We start from the raw sequence: 15,479 nt of genomic DNA, 5'->3' as shown, positions 1-15,479 counted from the left end.
GGACGCTTCCTTTGTACTCACCCTCTCGGGCTTTCCTCCGGGCGCTTCCCTTCGGTCTTGCTGTTGTGCTTGTCTCGCTGTCTTGCGTTTCCGACTCTATCAGACCGTTTCCGGTTCCGATTTCCTCGGCGCTTTCCAGGTTTTCGCTTTCGCGTTTCCCTTTCCTGCGAGTCCGACTCTATCAGACCCTTTCAGGCCGTGATTCCCAGTCGGTAGGATTTGCCTATTTGCCTATTGGCCTTGCGGCCTTTCGACATTCACTACGTTAGCCGATCCCCTCGGCAACTCATAATCGAGTTCCGCGAGTTCGAATTCAGGCGTGCGGACACGCTGAATGGACCCTCGCGAAGAGGAAGTCGTAGGTAGTGGGTTGGCCGCTTCCGGCTGCTGGCTGAACGCAGTACCCGGGTCAAGCGGCTCGGGCCACGTTACGTACAGCCCAAGGTTGAGTCAAGTTCGGCGGCGGCGGGGGGTGTGGGCCCGATAAGGGCTCACCGTCGGGTCGTTGGTGATCCAGAAGCGCCACGGGTGGACGCCTCCATCGCCGGACACTCCGGTGCGCGGGCCGTTGAGTACCTGGTCGGAGGTCACAGGGGTGCCGTGCAGGAGGCTGAGCGGTGAACTCTCCGAGGCGCATGCGTCCGTGCCGTCGAGGGACCGGTCGACCCCCAGGGCCGTGGCCAGACGGGCCGGGCCTTTGGCCAGTTCTCGGTCGTGCCGGGCCGAAAGTCGACGTTTGCGAGCCGCTTCGACGCCTTCGGTGATCTCTCCCGCGCGGAGCAGGACCGCGCTCGCCCTGCCCTCCGGTCCGCAGACCAGGTTCATGCAGTGCCACATGCCGTAGGTGAAGTAGACGTACACGTGTCCGGGCGGACCGAACATCACCGCGTTGCGGGCCGTCGGGCCGCGAAAGGCGTGGGAACCGGGGTCGTTCGGGCCGTCGTAGGCCTCGACCTCCGTGATGCGCAGCTCGATCGGGTCGGTCGAACCGTCCGGGTCCGTGCGCACGAGTACGCGCCCCAGGAGGTCGGGGGCGACCTCAAGTACAGGTCGGTCGAAGAAGTCACGGGCGAGGGGCGTACGGTCAGGGGCCGCGATCATGGCTTACGAGCGTACTTCACACGTCCGAGTGCATGCGGGGTGGTCAGGGAGCGCCCGCCTTGCCAGGGTGAAGGCGCGGAACCGGACCCGGCTGGATCGCGTATGTATGGATCAAGGATCCGATCCGGACCGAACAACAACGGGGCGTTGCCCGAAAGAGGAGAAGACGATGGGGTTCAAGCGGCTGCTTGCGAGCCTGGGTGCCGGTGGGGCTTCGGTCGAGACGGAGCTGACCGAGGTCAACGTCGTTCCCGGTGGTGTCGTCCAGGGTGAGGTGCGGATCCAGGGCGGATCCGTGAACCAGGCGATCGAGGGACTGTCGGTCGGACTGCAGGCGAAGGTCGAGGTCGAGGGCCACGACGACCAGGAGTTCAAGCAGAACATCGAGTTCGCGAAGCTGCAGCTCGGCGGTGCCTTCGAGCTCCAGGCCAACGGCGTGCACGCGGTGCCGTTCGGTCTGGAGATCCCGTGGGAGACGCCGATCACGAACATCGCCGGTCAGTCGCTGCGCGGTATGAACATCGGTGTGACCACGGAGCTGGCCATCGCGCGCGCGGTGGACTCCGGTGACCTGGACCCGATCAGCGTGCACCCGCTGCCGGCGCAGCAGGCGCTGCTGGACGCCTTCATCCAGCTGGGCTTCCGCTTCAAGAGCGCGGACCTGGAGAAGGGGCACATCCGGGGTACGCGGCAGAAGCTGCCGTTCTACCAGGAGATCGAGTTCTTCCCGCCGCAGCAGTACCGCGGTCTGAACCAGGTCGAGCTGACCTTCGTCGCGGACGACCGCGAGATGGACGTCGTCCTGGAGATGGACAAGAAGCCGGGCCTGTTCAGCGAGGGCAGCGACTCCTTCCGCTCCTTCCAGGTCGGACTCAACGACTTCCAGGGCACCGACTGGGCCGCGTACCTCAACCAGTGGCTGTCCGAGGTGGGCAGCCGCCGCAACTGGTTCTAGGGCCTGCGAGCTTCGAGGACCGCTGAGCTTCTAGGCTCGGGGCGAGAGTTTTCAGGAGCAGGAACCGATCAGGAGGTGCCGAGGTGACGGAGTCCACGAGGCCGCCGCTTCCCCATGACTTCCATCCCGTCGTGCCGTCGTTCACCGTGACGAGTGAGGACGTCGAGGCGGGTGCGACGCTGAAGGACGCTCAGGTCCACGCGGCCGGGAACACCTCGCCGCAGATTCGCTGGGAGGGCTTCCCCGCGGGGACCAAGAGTTTCGCCGTGACGTGCTTCGACCCGGACGCCCCCACGGGGAGCGGCTTCTGGCACTGGGTCGTGTTCGACATTCCGGTCTCGGTGACGGAATTGCCCGCGGGCGCGGGCACGGGGAAGTTCGAAGGGCTGCCCGAGGGCGCGATCCAGGCGCGTAACGACTACGGGTCGAAGGACTTCGGGGGCGCCGCGCCTCCGGCGGGTGATCCGGCCCACCGGTACGTGTTCACCGTGTACGCGGTGGACCAGGAGAAACTCGGTCCGGACGCGGACGCCTCACCGGCAGCGGTGGGCTTCAACCTCCGGTTCCACACGCTCGCGAGGGCGCAGCTCGTCGCCGAGTACGCGGCTCCCGCGGAGAGCTGACCTTTCACTGAGTGTTTGCCCGTCCCTGGTCTTGGAATTGATCAGGGGCGGGCATTTTTATTGCGTTGTCCATCTCGGCGTGCCCGGCCAGAGTTGATCCACGCCCGCCAGGTGGTGGGCCGGTGCACATGGGAGGTGGGCTGGATGCGGGACACGCTGGTGCTGAACGCGAGCTTCGAGCCGCTGTCGACGGTGACGTTGAACCGAGCCGTCGTTCTGGTGCTGCAGGACAAGGCGGTCGTCGAGCAGGCCCACCCCGAACTGCGTATGCGCGGAGCCGCGCTGGACATACCCGCGCCCCGGGTGATCAGGCTCTGCCGTTACGTACGGGTGCCCTTCCGAAGACAAGCACCGTGGTCGCGGCGGGGTGTGCTGGTGCGTGACCGGCACAAGTGCGCGTACTGCGGGCGGCGGGCGACGACGGTGGACCACGTGGTGCCCCGGGCGCAGGGTGGGCAGGACTCGTGGCTGAACACGGTCGCGTCCTGCGCGGAGGACAACCACCGCAAGGCGGCTCGTACGCCGGATCAGGCGGGGATGCCGTTGTTGCGGCGACCGTTCGAGCCGACGCCGGCCGATGCGATGTTGCTCGCGCTGGGGCGCGATGATCTTGAGGCTCTGCCGGAGTGGCTCGCGCAGCCGGCGTGAACGCACCGCCGGCCGCGCGTTCTCGGCCGCGGGCCCGCCGTGGCTGGCTGCGCAGTTCCCCGCGCCCCTGAAGACCAAAGACTGCGCAGTTCCCCGCGCCCCTAAAAGCCAAAAGATTGCGCCGTTCCCCGCGCCCCTAGAGGGCTGGGCGCCTAGGTACTTAAGGGGCGCGGGGAACTGCGCAACCGGGGGGGGCGCAGCCCCCATGCGGTGACCGGGGAGAGGGACGTCAGTCCACTGAAGGCTTTTCTCGGCGTTCGGTGGCGGCGCCGCCCTGGTTGCCGCCCATCGGGCCGAAGTTGCCCATCGCCCCGCTCAGCCCCTTGAGCGCGTCGCCGATCTCACTGGGCACGATCCAGAGCTTGTTCGCGTCGCCCTCGGCGATCTTCGGGAGCATCTGGAGGTACTGGTAGGCGAGGAGCTTCTGGTCCGCGTCACCGGCGTGGATGGACTCGAAGACCGTGCGGATCGCCTGGGCCTCGCCCTCGGCGCGCAGCGCGGCGGCGCGGGCCTCACCTTCGGCGCGGAGGATCGCGGACTGCTTCTCACCCTCGGCGGTGAGGATCTGCGACTGGCGGATACCTTCGGCGGTGAGGATCGCGGCGCGCTTGTCACGGTCGGCGCGCATCTGCTTCTCCATCGAGTCCTGGATGGAGGTGGGCGGCTCGATCGCCTTGAGCTCGACGCGGTTGACGCGGATGCCCCACTTGCCGGTGGCCTCGTCGAGGACTCCGCGCAGGGCCGCGTTGATCTCCTCGCGGGAGGTCAGGGTCCGCTCCAGGTCCATACCGCCGATGATGTTGCGGAGCGTGGTGACGGTGAGCTGCTCGATCGCCTGGATGTAGCTGGCGACCTCGTAGGTCGCGGCGCGGGCGTCGGTCACCTGGTAGTAGATGACGGTGTCGATGTTCACGACCAGGTTGTCCTGGGTGATCACCGGCTGGGGCGGGAACGGCACGACCTGCTCGCGGAGGTCGATGCGGTTGCGGATCGAGTCTATGAACGGGACGACGATGTTGAGGCCCGCGTTGAGTGTCCGCGTGTAGCGGCCGAAGCGCTCGACGATGGCGGCGCTGGCCTGGGGAATGACTTGGATGGTCTTGATCAACGCGATGAAGACCAACACCACCAGAATGATCAGGACGATGATGATCGGTTCCATCGTGGCTCCCCGTACCCTTCTCCGCCTCGGTGCTTCCGGAAAATCTCGTGACTGCCGCAAATCTCGTGACTGCCAAGATCTCGTGACTGTCGAAGATCTTGCTGGACGAGTGTGTCAGACCACAACTCGCCACGTGCGACGTTCCGTTCACTGGACGCCCTTCGACGTCACACCACGATCGCCGTGGCTCCTTCGATCTCCACCACATCCACCTCCTCGCCCACGGCGTAGGCGCGTGAGGTGTCGAGGGCGCGTGCGGACCAGATCTCGCCCGCGAGCTTGATCCGGCCTCCCGAGGCGTCGACCGTCTCCAGGACGACGGCCTGTTTGCCCTTCAACGCGTCGATGCCGGTGGCCAGTTGGGGCCGCTGGGCGCGGTGCCGGGCCGCGACGGGCCGTACCACCGCGATGAGCGCGACCGCGACGGCGGCGAAGACCACGACCTGGAGGACGACACCGCCTCCCAGCCCCGCGGTCACGGCGCCCGCGACGGCGCCGACGGCGAGCATTCCGAATTCCGGCATCGCGGTCACGACCAACGGGATTCCGAGCCCGGCCGCGCCGATCAGCCACCACACCCATGCGTCGATGTCGTCCACATGGTCATGGTAGGTCCGCGGGTCCCGTCCCCGACAGGGCGCCGAACCTGTTGGGGCGGGTGTTTCCGGTTGTCAGGACGGGTTTGTCAGGTGCCGGGACGGGTTCGTCAGGACAGTGGGAGGCCCTGGGCGGTCCAGCGGTCGCCGGACTGGCTGACGACGAGCGGGAGCCCGAAGCACAACGAGAGGTTGCGCGAGGTGAGTTCCAGTTCCAGCGGGCCCGCGGCGAGCACCTTGCCCTGGCGGATCATCAGGACGTGGGTGAAGCCCGGGGCGATCTCCTCCACATGGTGCGTGACCATGATCATGGAGGGGGCGATCGGGTCGCGGGCCAGGCGGCCGAGACGGCGTACGAGGTCCTCGCGGCCGCCGAGGTCGAGACCGGCGGCGGGCTCGTCGAGGAGCAGCAGCTCGGGGTCGGTCATCAGCGCGCGGGCGATGAGGGTGCGCTTGCGCTCGCCCTCGGAGAGGGTGCCGAACCTGCGGTCCACGAACTCGGTCATGCCGAGGCGGTCGAGGAAGGCGCGGGCGCGCTGCTCGTCGACGTCCTCGTAGTCCTCGTGCCAGCCGGCCGTCATGCCGTACGCGGCGGTCAGCACCGTCTGCAGGACGGTCTGGCGCTTGGGGAGCTTCTCGGCCATGGCGATGCCGGCCACGCCGATGCGCGGGCGCAGCTCGAACACGTCGACCTTGCCGAGGGTCTCGCCGAGAATGGTGGCGGTGCCCTGGCTGGGGAAGAGGTAGCTGGAGGCGAGGTTGAGGAGGGTCGTTTTTCCGGCGCCGTTGGGTCCGAGGATGACCCAGCGCTCGCCTTCCTTGACCGACCAGGAGACCTGGTCCACCAGAGCCCGGCCCTCTCGGACCACGGATACGTCCTCAAGCTCCAGAACATCGCTCATGAGCGCGCTGTCTCCCATTGCAGTCTCGGCCGTCGCTGACGTCTGTGGACGCAGCCCCCAGGGAAAACCTACGCCACCGGTCGACCCGTCCAATCCATCGGCCGGTCCTTAAGCGGTTCCTTAAAGTGGGAGGCATGCTTTCGGAACCACGTTCAGGACGGTTGGCGGCATGGGGAAACGCACTGTTGGCCGGATTTGTCTCACCGGATGACGCGGTCGTCGCCATCGTCGGTGAGGACGCCGTGCACCGGGTGGCGGGGCTGCCCGGCGAGACGGGACCCGTCGGGCTCTCGCTCGCCCTGGGGCGGCTGCGCACGCTCGGGGCGACCGGTCTGCGGGTCGCGCTGCCCGCGCCCGGGCATCCGCTCGGGCTGAGCGGTCCGCCGGATTTCAACGCGCGCGCCCTGGAGGCCGAGGAGGCGGTGGTCTGCCACGGGGTCGCGCTGGGCTTCGTACCCGAGGTGTACGAGGCCGGTCCCGACGGTGATGTGCATGTGGAGGTGGTCTGGCACTGTCTGCCGGTGCGCGAGGCGCCGCCCGCCGATGTGCCGTCCCTCGGGGAGGCGGAACGGGAGCTCGCGGAAGCGTTGCGTGACGCGACCGAGGTGCTGTCGCGGCTCGACGTGGCGGGCTCGGGCCCGGTCGCCGAGGCGGCGATCGACGCGTACCGGGCACGGGCCGAGCGGGACGGCGAGGTGCTCGCTCCCGGCTATCCGCCCCGCGCGGTAAGGGTGTTGGCGCTGTCCCGGCGGGTCGGGCTGCTCGTCTCGGTGGCGTACGGCAACGGGCACGGCGGGGCCGTGAGCGCGTCGGAGATGGCCGCGCGCTCCGAGGCACTGCGCCCGGTCGAACGGACGGCCAGGAGGGCCCAGGTGGCGGCGTACAACGCGTTCGTGGAGGAGCGGGAGCGCGGGGTGCGCTGACGGTCCGCGGCCGGCCGGTGCGGAGGAAAAGGGCGAGGGCCCCGCGGACACTGTGGTCCGCGGGGCCCTCGGCCGGGCGGGGCGTCAGTCGTTGACGGCCTCGTTGCCGAAGGTCGGGTTCAGGAGCCCGATCACGTTGATGCTGTCACCGACGACGTTGACGGGGACGTGGATCGGCGCCTGGACCGCGTTGCCCGAGGCGACGCCCGGGGACTTCACGGCAGCGGCGTCGGCATCCGAGTCGGCGACAGCCGCACCGGCCGAGGCGCCCGCTGCGATACCGGCGACGGTGACGGCCAGGGCGGCCTTCTTGGCGATGTTCATGAAAAACGTTCCTCCTGCGATTGCGTATCCGGCCCTGCCGCGGGCCGTAGCCTGAGCAACGTCCTGGGGGCGCGGACGGCACGGCGGGCGAACGCGTTCTGCCCGTTCGGGCCAGTGGTCCGACGAGCCGAAAAACGGACCGGCCTCCCAGGCGGACCTGGGAGGCCGGTGGTCGCTCGACCCGGGGCGTACGTCAGCCGTTGAAGCCGTCGTTGCCGAACGCCGGGTTCAGGATGCCGATGACGTTCACGGTGTTGCCGACCGCGTTCACGGGGATGGCGACCGGGACCTGGACGAGGTTGCCCGAGGCGACACCCGGCGAGCCCACGGCCTGGCCGGCGGCGTGCGCACCGTCGGTGGCGGAGGCGAAACCGGCACCGGCGGCAACGAGGCCACCGGCCACCATCGTGACGGCAGCGGCCTTCTTCAGGTTCTTCACTTCTGAGCCCTCTCCTTGTGAACCACTGCGGCAAAGCGCCGCAGCACGCACTGGAGAACGGCGGCGGCCGGAGAAGGATGCGCCATCCGGGGGACATTCCCACGACGGTATGAATCTCACTCCGGAGGGAGACCCTCCGTATTGCCGCCCCGAAGGCCGGTCATTGCGAGGATCAGCAGGTCATCAGCCCGTCACACCGTGGCGTACGGCCCACAGCGCCGCCTGGGTGCGGTCGGAGAGGTCCAGTTTCATCAGAATGTTCGAGACATGCGTCTTGACGGTCTTCTCGGAGAGGACGAGGGCGCGGGCTATCTCGCGGTTGGAGCGGCCGTCGGCGATCAGGCCGAGCACCTCGCGCTCCCGCTCCGTGAGCGAACCGCCTCTCCCCTGGCCGTAGTGGGTGCCCTCCTGGGACAGCAGGGCGCCGGCTACCTCGGGCTGCAGCAGGATGTGCCCGGCGTGCACCGAGCGGATGGCCCCGGCGAGCGCGTCCGGGTCCACGTCCTTGTAGACATAGCCCGCCGCTCCCGCGCGCAGGGCCGGGATCACCGTGCGCTGCTCGGTGAAGCTGGTGACGACGAGCACGCGCGCGGGGTTGTCGAGTTCGCGGAGCTTGCGCAGGGCCTCCACGCCGTCCATGCCCGGCATCTTGACGTCCATGAGGACGACGTCGGGCTTCAACTCCTCGGCTCGGGCGACTCCTTCGGCGCCGTCGGACGCCTCCCCCACGACCTCGATGTCGTCCTGCACCTCCAGGAAGGTGCGCAGCCCCCGGCGGACGACCTGGTGGTCGTCGACGAGCAGCACCTTGATTGCGTCAGCCACCAGGGACCTCCATCTCGATCGTGGTGCCCTTGCCGGGCGCCGATTCCACGGTGAGTTCGCCGCCGACGCCGCTGGTCCGGTCGCGCATGGAGACCAGACCGAGGTGGCGTCCGGCGCGGCGGGTCGCCTTCGGTTCGAAGCCGACGCCGTCGTCCGTGACGCGCAGGACGGCGCCGGGGCCGCGCTTCTCCACGGTGACGTCGACGCGGGCCGCGCCCGAGTGGCGCAACGCGTTGTGCAGCGCCTCCTGGGCGACCCTCAGCATGGCCTCCTCCTGGGCCGCGGGCAGCGCGCGGACACCGCAGCTGTCGAAGGTCACGCGTGCGGAGTGGGCCCGGTCGAGGACCTGTATCTGGGTGCGCAACGTGGCGACCAGGCCGTCCTCGTCGAGGGCGGCGGGGCGCAACTCGACGACGGCGGCGCGCAGTTCGTCGGCGGCCTCGGCGGCGAGGGCGGCCACCTGCTGGAGTTCGCCCTTGGCGCGGCCGGGGTCGCGGTCCACCAGGGCCGCGGCGGCCTGGGCGGTCAGGCGCAGGGAGAACAGCTTCTGGCTGACGGCGTCGTGCAGTTCGTGGGCGAGACGGGAGCGTTCCTCGGCGATGGTCAGCTCACGGCTGCGCTCGTACAGGCGGGCGTTCGTGAGGGCGATCGCGGCGTGCTGGGCGAGGATCCCCAGCAGTTCCTCGTCGTCCTCGGTGAAACCGCAACTGCCCGCCGGCTTGGGGCAGGTCTTGTTCGCCAGGAAGAGGGCGCCGATGACCTCGTCGCCGTCGCGGATGGGCAGGCCCAGGAAGTCGGACATGTCGGGGTGGGCGGCGGGCCAGCCCTCGAAGCGCGGATCTGTGCGGACGTCGGCGAGGCGCTCCGGGCGGGCCTCGTGCAGCATCGCGGCGAGGATGCCGTGCTGGCGAGGGAGCGGGCCGATGGCCTTCCACTGCGCGTCGCTGACCCCGTCGACGACGAACTGGGCGAAGCCCCCGTGGTCGTCGGGGACGCCCAGGGCCGCGTACTGCGCGTCGAGCAGTTCGCGGGCGGAGGCGACGATCGTCTTGAGGACGTCGCGCACCTCCAGGTGCCTGCTCATGGCCAGCAGCGCGGTGCTCACCGCGAGCAGGCCCGACCGGGGTCCATGACTCATGACCTCACGGTACCGGCGGGGTGTGACAGCGCGTATCCGCCCTGTGGCGGCCCCCTCCCGGTCCGCTGGACCTAGGGCGAAGGGCCTCTGCGCTCTGCGGCCCGCGCATGAGGCGGCGAGGGTCCCGGGGTTCCTACGTTGAGGGCAGCCGACCGGAACGGCGGTCGGGGACGAGGGGACAGATCATGCCGGTAGCGATCATCACGGGGGCCTCCAAGGGGCTGGGGCGCGCGCTCGCCGAGGCGCTGGCGGAGCGCGGCTGGGATCTGGTGCTCGACGCCAGAACCCCCCAGCCCCTCCAGGAGGCGGCCGAGGCCGTCCTCAGTAAGTACGGAGTACAGGTACGGGCGCTGCCCGGGGACGTCACGGACGGTACGCACCGCGCCCGGCTGGTGGCGGCGGCCCGGGAGCTCGGCGGCGTCGACCTCCTGGTGAACAACGCGAGCGCACTGGGCACCGAACCCCTCGTACGGCTTGAGGCACTGCCTCTGGACGGGCTCCGGCGGGCGCTGGAGGTCAACGTGGTCGCGGCGCTCGGGCTCGTCCAGGAGGCGCTGCCGCTGTTGCGGCAGTCGCCGGCGGGCGCGGTGATCGACGTCAGCTCGGACGCGGCGGCGGAGGCGTACGAGACGTGGGGCGGTTACGGGGCCTCGAAGGCGGCGCTCGACCAGCTCTCCGCGGTGCTCGGCGAGGAGGAGCCGGGGCTGCGGGTCTGGGTGGTCGACCCGGGTGACATGGGCACGGACCTGTACGCGGCGGCCGTCCCGGACGACGACGGTCCGCGGCCCGACCCGGCGAGTGTCGTGCCGGCCTTCCTGAGGTTGCTCGACCGGCGTCCGGCGAGCGGGCGCTACGGGGCCCCGGCGCTGCTGGAGCAGCGATGACGACCGCCATGGGGGTGCCCCCGCTCGACGGCGGCCGGGCGGCGAGGTGGACGCTCCCGGAGGAACTGTCGGCCCGTGTGCCGGCCGAACAGCGGGGTCCCGGCCTCGACCGCGACGCCGTCCGGCTGCTCGTCTCGCACGGCACCCGGGTGTCGCACCACACGTTCGCGGAGCTGCCGGGCCGGCTGCGGGCCGGGGACCTGCTCGTCGTGAACACGTCCATGACGCTGACGGCCGCGGTGGACGGGAGCATCGGGCACGCGCGCGTGGTGGTGCATTTCTCCACCCGGGGCGACGACGGGCGCTGGGCGGTGGAGCTGCGGGAGCCCGACGGGAGGGGCACTACGCGCGCACGCGGGGGCGGGCCCGCGGGGACGGAGGTGCGGCTGCCGGGGAACGTACGGCTCGTACTGGAGGAACCGCTGACCGGGCGGAGCGCGCGGCTGTGGTGGGGGCGGGTCTCCGTCGCCGACGTACCGGGGCTGCTGCGACGGCATGGGAGGCCCATCCGCTACTCCTACACGGAGCGGGACCAGCCGCTGTCCGCGTACCGGACGGTGTTCGCGCTGCCGTCCGCCGACGGGGCGGGGAGCGCGGAGATGCCGAGCGCGGCGCGGCCCTTCACCGCGCGGCTGGTGGCGGAGCTGGTGAGCCGGGGTGTGCAGTTCGCGCCCGTCACCCTGCACACGGGGGTCGCCTCGGCCGAGGCGCACGAGCCGCCGTACCCGGAGCGCTTCGCGGTGCCGGAGACCTCGGCGCGGCTGATCAACGCGGCGAGGGCCGGTGACGGCCGGGTCATCGGGGTCGGCACCACGGCCGTACGCGCCGTGGAGTCGGCGGCCGGTCCCGACGGGGTGGTGCGGGGCGCGGAGGGCTGGACCGGGCTCGTGGTGACCCCGGAGCGCGGGGTGCGGGTCGTCGACGGGCTGCTCACCGGGCTGCACGAGCCGCAGGCCTCGCATCTGCTGATGCTGGAGGCGATCGCCGGCAGGGAGGCCGTCGACCGGGGGTACGAGGAGGCGCTGCGCGGGCGCTACCTGTGGCACGAGTTCGGCGACGTGCACCTCCTCCTCCCGGCGGAGGGACGCCCGGACACACTCCCGGCGGCGCAGTCTGCCGCGAACCCTCACACAGAGGATTGCCACAGCAACTGCCGGTGAGTCCGGGCCACGTCCGATGTGAGCCCGCACATAGGGCACACATCACGTACGAAGGGGCATAGGAGACAACCGGACTCCCGGTGAGCGGGGCAGACGTAGTGGTCTGTCCCGATTTGCCCTTTGGGGGTCCACTACCCGAGGTCGTACGTCACACCTTTGCCATCGAAAATTCGGGCCGCTAACAATGGCTCCCGTCGCTCGATGCCGCAGGTGCTTACCCACGGCGTCAGATCCGGAAACACTTTCTGTCCCCCTCGGATCGAGAGCGGCCTCCGCGCTATTCGAAGAGGTCCTCCAGCCATGCCCAAGCAGCACAGCATTCCTGGTCGCATCCCCGCCATGACCAAGGTCCACAAGCTCTCGTTCGCCGGTGTCGCCACGCTCGGTGCCGCCGCCCTCGCGTTCTCGCTGGCCCCCGCCGACACGCAGGCGAGCGCCGACTCGGTCTCCGCCGCTCCGGCCGCGCTCTCGTCGCAGCAGCTCAAGGTCAAGACGGTCGGCCTCAGCGGCCAGCTGGCCGACGCCCAGGCCGCCGCCGCGAAGAAGAAGGCGGCCGACGCCGCCGCCGCGAAGAAGGCCGCCGAGGCCGCCGCGACGAAGAAGGCCGCGGACGCCCGCAAGGCGAAGGAGGCCGCGAGCCGGTCCACCCAGCGCGCCGCGGTCAAGCCGGTCGCCGCGAAGACCTACGCGAACAACCTCGACGGCTGGATACGCCAGTCGCTGGACATCATGAAGAAGCACGGCATCCCGGGTACGTACGACGGTCTGCACCGCAACATCATGCGGGAGTCCTCGGGCAACCCGAACGCGATCAACGGCTGGGACATCAACGCCATCAACGGCGTCCCGTCCATCGGTCTGCTGCAGGTCATCAAGCCGACCTTCGACGCCTACCACGTCGCCGGCACCGTCCACAGCCAGTACAACCCGGTCGCCAACATCACCGCCGCCGCCAACTACGCGGCGGACCGGTACGGCTCGATCGACAACGTCAACAGCGCGTACTGAGGTCTGCGCGGACCTCTGCACCGTACGCCGAAAAGGGCGGCACCCCAGGTGGGGTGCCGCCCTTCGCGCGTACTCGCGTGTCCGGGACCGGACGCGCGGCTGCTACTTGCGCATGACCTCCGGCTCGTGGCGGCGCAGGAAGCGGGCCACCAGGAAGGCGCAGACCGCGGCGAGGGCGAACAGGGCCGTCATGTCCAGGACCCAGGTCAGCGCCGTGTGATCCCACAGGGGATCGGTCTCGGCCGTGTTGTGCGGGTTGATCTTGTTGAAGTCGAGCGTGGCTCCGGAGGCGCCGACCGCCCAGCGCGACGGCATCAGATACGAGATCTGGTTGACGCCCACAGCGCCGTTCAGCGGGAACAGGCAGCCGGTGAAGACGACCTGGATGATCGCGAACATCACCAGCAGGGGCATGGTCTTCTCGGCGGTCTTCACCAGCGAGGAGATGACCAGGCCGAACATCATCGAGGTGAACCCGAGCGCCATGATCGGCAGGGAGAGTTCCATCGCGACCGCGCCGCCGAGGATCAGTCCCTCGTCGGGGATCGTCCGGCTCATGAAGCCGATCGCGCCGACCAGCGCGCCCTGGAACATGGTGATGACGCCGAGGACGATCACCTTGGACATCAGGTAGGCGGAGCGTGACAGGCCGGTCGCGCGTTCGCGCTCGTAGATGACCCGTTCCTTGATCAGCTCACGGACCGAGTTCGCGGCGCCCGCGAAGCAGGCGCCCACCGCGAGGATCAGCAGCACGGTCGCGGCCGTGCTGTTCGGCACGGGCAGGCCGTTCGGCTGCAGCTTCTCGTTCACCAGCAGGGTCTTGTCCGGCTCGATGAGCAGGCTGACCGCGCCCAGGACCGCCGGCAGGATCACCGTCAGGGCCAGGAAGCCCTTGTCGGACGCGATGACCGAGACGTACCGCCGGACCAGTGTGCTCAGCTGGGAGATCCAGCCCTGGGGCTTCGGCGGGCGCATGGCCTGCGGCGGCGGCATGTGTACGGACTGCGGGGCGACCGCGTCGATGTCCGCGGCGTACATCTGGTAGTGCTGCGAGCCCTTCCAGCGGCCCGCCCAGTCGTAGTCGCGGTAGTTCTCGAAGGCGGAGAAGACATCGGCCCAGGTGTCGTAGCCGAAGAAGTTCAGTGCCTCCTCGGGCGGACCGAAATAGGCCACGGAACCGCCGGGCGCCATGACCAGAAGTTTGTCGCAGATGGCCAGTTCCGCCACCGAGTGCGTGACGACGAGGACCGTGCGGCCGTCGTCGGCGAGGCCGCGCAGCAGCTGCATGACGTCGCGGTCCATGCCCGGGTCGAGACCGGAGGTCGGCTCGTCCAGGAAGATCAGCGACGGCTTGGTCAGCAGCTCCAGCGCCACCGAGACACGCTTGCGCTGGCCACCGGAGAGGGAGGTGACCTTCTTCTCCTTGTGGATGTCGAGCTTGAGCTCGCGCAGCACCTCGTCGATCCGGGAGTCGCGCTCCTGGGTCGTGGTGTCCGCGGGGAAGCGCAGCTTGGCCGCGTACTTGAGGGCCTTCTTGACGGTCAGCTCCTTGTGCAGGATGTCGTCCTGCGGAACCAGACCGATGCGCTGACGCAGCTCGGCGAACTGCTTGTACAGATTTCTGTTGTCGTAGAGGACGTCACCCTCGTTGGCGGGCCGGTAGCCGGTGAGCGCCTTGAGGAGCGTCGACTTGCCGGAGCCCGAGGGGCCGATGACGGCGATGAGCGACTTCTCCGGTACGCCGAAGGAGACGTCCTTGAGGATCTGCTTTCCGCCGTCGACCGTCACGGTCAGGTGGCGGGCCGAGAAGGAGACCTCACCGGTGTCGACGAACTCTTCCAGGCGGTCGCCCACCAGGCGGAACGTCGAGTGGCCGACGCCGACGATGTCGTTCGCGCCGAGCAGCGCGGAGCCGCCCTTGGCGATCGGCATACCGTTGACGAACGTGCCGTTGTGCGAGCCGAGGTCACGGATCTCGTAGCGCCCGTCGGGCGTCGCGTGGAACTCGGCGTGGTGCCGCGAGACCTGGAGGTCGGACACGACCAGCTCGTTCTCCAGCGCACGGCCGATACGCATCACACGGCCGAGCATCATCTGGTGGAACGTGGTCGGGCTGCGGTCACCGTAGACCGGCGGCGCCCCCGCGGCGCCGCCGGAGCCCTGCTGCTGCGGGATGTGCCCGCCCTGCTGCGCCTGCTGCGACTGCTGCCAGCTCTGCTCCGGAGCCTGCGGAGTCTGCTGCTGGGCCCAGCCGGCCGCCGGGGCGCCCTGAGCGGCGTACGGCTGCTGCTGGGGCTGTGCCTGCGGCTTGGTGGCCGAGGCGCCCGCCAGGCTCAGGCGTGGTCCGTCGGTCGCGTTGCCGAGATGCACTGCCGAGCCGGGGCCGATCTCCATCTGATGGATCCGCTGCCCCTGCACGAAGGTGCCGTTGGTGCTGCCGTGGTCCTCGATGACCCAACTGCGGCCGCCCCAGCTGATCGTGGCGTGACGCCAGGACACCCTGGCGTCCTCGAGCACGATGTCCCCCTGCGGATCGCGTCCGAGGGTGTATGGCCTGGACGCTTCGAGCGTCCAGGTCCGTCCGTTCAATTCCAGTACGAGTTCCGGCACTCCATGCCCCACTGTGTTGTCCCCCGATGTACCCCCAACACAGGGAGTCTAGGGATGTCGAACATCGTGGGGAACTATTTCAGTAGGAGGCCCCTGACCGAAAGTCGGGCCTCGCGAAGACCGACTACGGGCGCCTTGTCCGTTTCCGTTGACGGGGTTGAAACCGGCCCGGAGAGTGGTA

General features: G+C 69.4%; 16 protein-coding genes. 7 read left to right on the top strand and 9 right to left on the bottom strand.

The features are described from left to right. Positions 1 to 450 precede the first annotated feature (450 nt). A complete protein-coding gene (locus IE278_RS08970) occupies positions 451 to 1,101 on the bottom strand; it encodes a DNA-3-methyladenine glycosylase (protein ID WP_189770481.1) in 651 nt (216 codons plus the stop codon). A 169-nt stretch (positions 1,102 to 1,270) separates the two neighbouring features. Between IE278_RS08970 and IE278_RS08965 the strand changes: the two genes are divergently transcribed. The 3 genes from IE278_RS08965 (at position 1,271) to IE278_RS08955 (ending at position 3,327) form a co-directional block, all read left to right on the top strand. Further along, positions 1,271 to 2,056 (top strand): sporulation protein, encoded by a 786-nt coding sequence (locus tag IE278_RS08965; RefSeq protein WP_189770479.1) that lies wholly within the window; start codon positions 1,271 to 1,273, stop codon positions 2,054 to 2,056. A gap of 83 nt (positions 2,057 to 2,139) precedes the next feature. After that, the gene (locus IE278_RS08960) at positions 2,140 to 2,679 is read left to right on the top strand and encodes a YbhB/YbcL family Raf kinase inhibitor-like protein (protein ID WP_189770477.1); all 540 of its coding nucleotides are present in this window, start codon (positions 2,140 to 2,142) and stop codon (positions 2,677 to 2,679) included. Positions 2,680 to 2,823: 144 nt separating this feature from the next. Then, positions 2,824 to 3,327 (top strand): HNH endonuclease, encoded by a 504-nt coding sequence (locus tag IE278_RS08955; protein WP_107017795.1) that lies wholly within the window; start codon positions 2,824 to 2,826, stop codon positions 3,325 to 3,327. 229 nt (positions 3,328 to 3,556) lie between these two features. On the opposite strand, the gene IE278_RS08950 is transcribed toward IE278_RS08955, so the two are convergent. From IE278_RS08950 to IE278_RS08940, 3 genes are all read right to left on the bottom strand, one after another. Beyond that, a complete protein-coding gene (locus IE278_RS08950; protein ID WP_189770475.1) occupies positions 3,557 to 4,489 on the bottom strand; it encodes an SPFH domain-containing protein in 933 nt (310 codons plus the stop codon). Between the two features lie 167 nt (positions 4,490 to 4,656). Then, positions 4,657 to 5,088: an NfeD family protein gene (locus IE278_RS08945; RefSeq protein ID WP_189770472.1), complete on the bottom strand. Its 432-nt coding sequence runs from the start codon at positions 5,086 to 5,088 to the stop codon at positions 4,657 to 4,659. A gap of 107 nt (positions 5,089 to 5,195) precedes the next feature. After that, positions 5,196 to 5,987 (bottom strand): ABC transporter ATP-binding protein, encoded by a 792-nt coding sequence (locus tag IE278_RS08940; RefSeq protein ID WP_189770470.1) that lies wholly within the window; start codon positions 5,985 to 5,987, stop codon positions 5,196 to 5,198. Between the two features lie 134 nt (positions 5,988 to 6,121). Between IE278_RS08940 and IE278_RS08935 the strand changes: the two genes are divergently transcribed. Further along, positions 6,122 to 6,910 (top strand): Rv1486c family protein, encoded by a 789-nt coding sequence (locus IE278_RS08935; RefSeq protein ID WP_189770469.1) that lies wholly within the window; start codon positions 6,122 to 6,124, stop codon positions 6,908 to 6,910. Positions 6,911 to 6,994: 84 nt separating this feature from the next. Here IE278_RS08935 and IE278_RS08930 read toward each other — a convergent pair whose 3' ends face one another. From IE278_RS08930 to IE278_RS08915, 4 genes are all read right to left on the bottom strand, one after another. After that, positions 6,995 to 7,234, bottom strand: a complete 240-nt coding sequence (locus tag IE278_RS08930) for a chaplin (protein ID WP_189770468.1) — start codon at positions 7,232 to 7,234, stop codon at positions 6,995 to 6,997. Positions 7,235 to 7,427: 193 nt separating this feature from the next. Continuing rightward, complete coding sequence (chpE, locus tag IE278_RS08925; protein ID WP_107017790.1) at positions 7,428 to 7,673, bottom strand: chaplin ChpE; 246 nt, start codon at positions 7,671 to 7,673, stop codon at positions 7,428 to 7,430. A gap of 183 nt (positions 7,674 to 7,856) precedes the next feature. Continuing rightward, on the bottom strand, positions 7,857 to 8,498 hold the full coding sequence (locus tag IE278_RS08920) for a response regulator (RefSeq protein WP_189770467.1): 642 nt from the start codon (positions 8,496 to 8,498) through the stop codon (positions 7,857 to 7,859). After that, positions 8,491 to 9,636, bottom strand: a complete 1,146-nt coding sequence (locus IE278_RS08915; protein ID WP_189770466.1) for a GAF domain-containing sensor histidine kinase — start codon at positions 9,634 to 9,636, stop codon at positions 8,491 to 8,493. Before IE278_RS08915 ends, IE278_RS08920 begins: the two co-directional genes overlap by 8 nt. Before the next feature lie 185 nt (positions 9,637 to 9,821). Between IE278_RS08915 and IE278_RS08910 the strand changes: the two genes are divergently transcribed. From IE278_RS08910 to IE278_RS08900, 3 genes are all read left to right on the top strand, one after another. Continuing rightward, positions 9,822 to 10,520 (top strand): SDR family NAD(P)-dependent oxidoreductase, encoded by a 699-nt coding sequence (locus IE278_RS08910; RefSeq protein ID WP_189770465.1) that lies wholly within the window; start codon positions 9,822 to 9,824, stop codon positions 10,518 to 10,520. Further along, positions 10,517 to 11,680, top strand: coding sequence for an S-adenosylmethionine:tRNA ribosyltransferase-isomerase (locus IE278_RS08905; RefSeq protein ID WP_189770463.1), 1,164 nt, complete (start codon positions 10,517 to 10,519; stop codon positions 11,678 to 11,680). Before IE278_RS08910 ends, IE278_RS08905 begins: the two co-directional genes overlap by 4 nt. A gap of 300 nt (positions 11,681 to 11,980) precedes the next feature. After that, positions 11,981 to 12,688 (top strand): transglycosylase SLT domain-containing protein, encoded by a 708-nt coding sequence (locus tag IE278_RS08900; protein WP_189770461.1) that lies wholly within the window; start codon positions 11,981 to 11,983, stop codon positions 12,686 to 12,688. Positions 12,689 to 12,790: 102 nt separating this feature from the next. Here the strand turns inward: IE278_RS08900 and IE278_RS08895 are convergent, their stop codons facing one another. Beyond that, positions 12,791 to 15,298, bottom strand: a complete 2,508-nt coding sequence (locus tag IE278_RS08895; RefSeq protein ID WP_189770459.1) for an ABC transporter ATP-binding protein/permease — start codon at positions 15,296 to 15,298, stop codon at positions 12,791 to 12,793. Between the last annotated feature and the right edge of the window lie 181 nt (positions 15,299 to 15,479).

The sequence above is a fragment of the Streptomyces tauricus genome, from assembly GCF_014650955.1.
In the GTDB taxonomy this organism is placed as follows: domain Bacteria; phylum Actinomycetota; class Actinomycetes; order Streptomycetales; family Streptomycetaceae; genus Streptomyces; species Streptomyces tauricus.
The sequence above is the reverse complement of the archived record's forward strand: the minus strand, read 5'-3'. Positions and strand labels throughout refer to the sequence as shown.

Coding starts and splice junctions, on each gene's coding strand:
- IE278_RS08940 (WP_189770470.1), bottom strand. CDS start 5,987: ATGAGCGATGTTCTGGAGCTTGAGGACGTATCCGTGGTCCGAGAGGGC.
- IE278_RS08910 (WP_189770465.1), top strand. CDS start 9,822: ATGCCGGTAGCGATCATCACGGGGGCCTCCAAGGGGCTGGGGCGCGCG.
- IE278_RS08955 (WP_107017795.1), top strand. CDS start 2,824: ATGCGGGACACGCTGGTGCTGAACGCGAGCTTCGAGCCGCTGTCGACG.
- IE278_RS08970 (WP_189770481.1), bottom strand. CDS start 1,101: ATGATCGCGGCCCCTGACCGTACGCCCCTCGCCCGTGACTTCTTCGAC.
- IE278_RS08900 (WP_189770461.1), top strand. CDS start 11,981: ATGCCCAAGCAGCACAGCATTCCTGGTCGCATCCCCGCCATGACCAAG.
- IE278_RS08965 (WP_189770479.1), top strand. CDS start 1,271: ATGGGGTTCAAGCGGCTGCTTGCGAGCCTGGGTGCCGGTGGGGCTTCG.
- IE278_RS08930 (WP_189770468.1), bottom strand. CDS start 7,234: ATGAACATCGCCAAGAAGGCCGCCCTGGCCGTCACCGTCGCCGGTATC.
- IE278_RS08935 (WP_189770469.1), top strand. CDS start 6,122: ATGCTTTCGGAACCACGTTCAGGACGGTTGGCGGCATGGGGAAACGCA.
- IE278_RS08950 (WP_189770475.1), bottom strand. CDS start 4,489: ATGGAACCGATCATCATCGTCCTGATCATTCTGGTGGTGTTGGTCTTC.
- IE278_RS08905 (WP_189770463.1), top strand. CDS start 10,517: ATGACGACCGCCATGGGGGTGCCCCCGCTCGACGGCGGCCGGGCGGCG.
- IE278_RS08915 (WP_189770466.1), bottom strand. CDS start 9,636: ATGAGTCATGGACCCCGGTCGGGCCTGCTCGCGGTGAGCACCGCGCTG.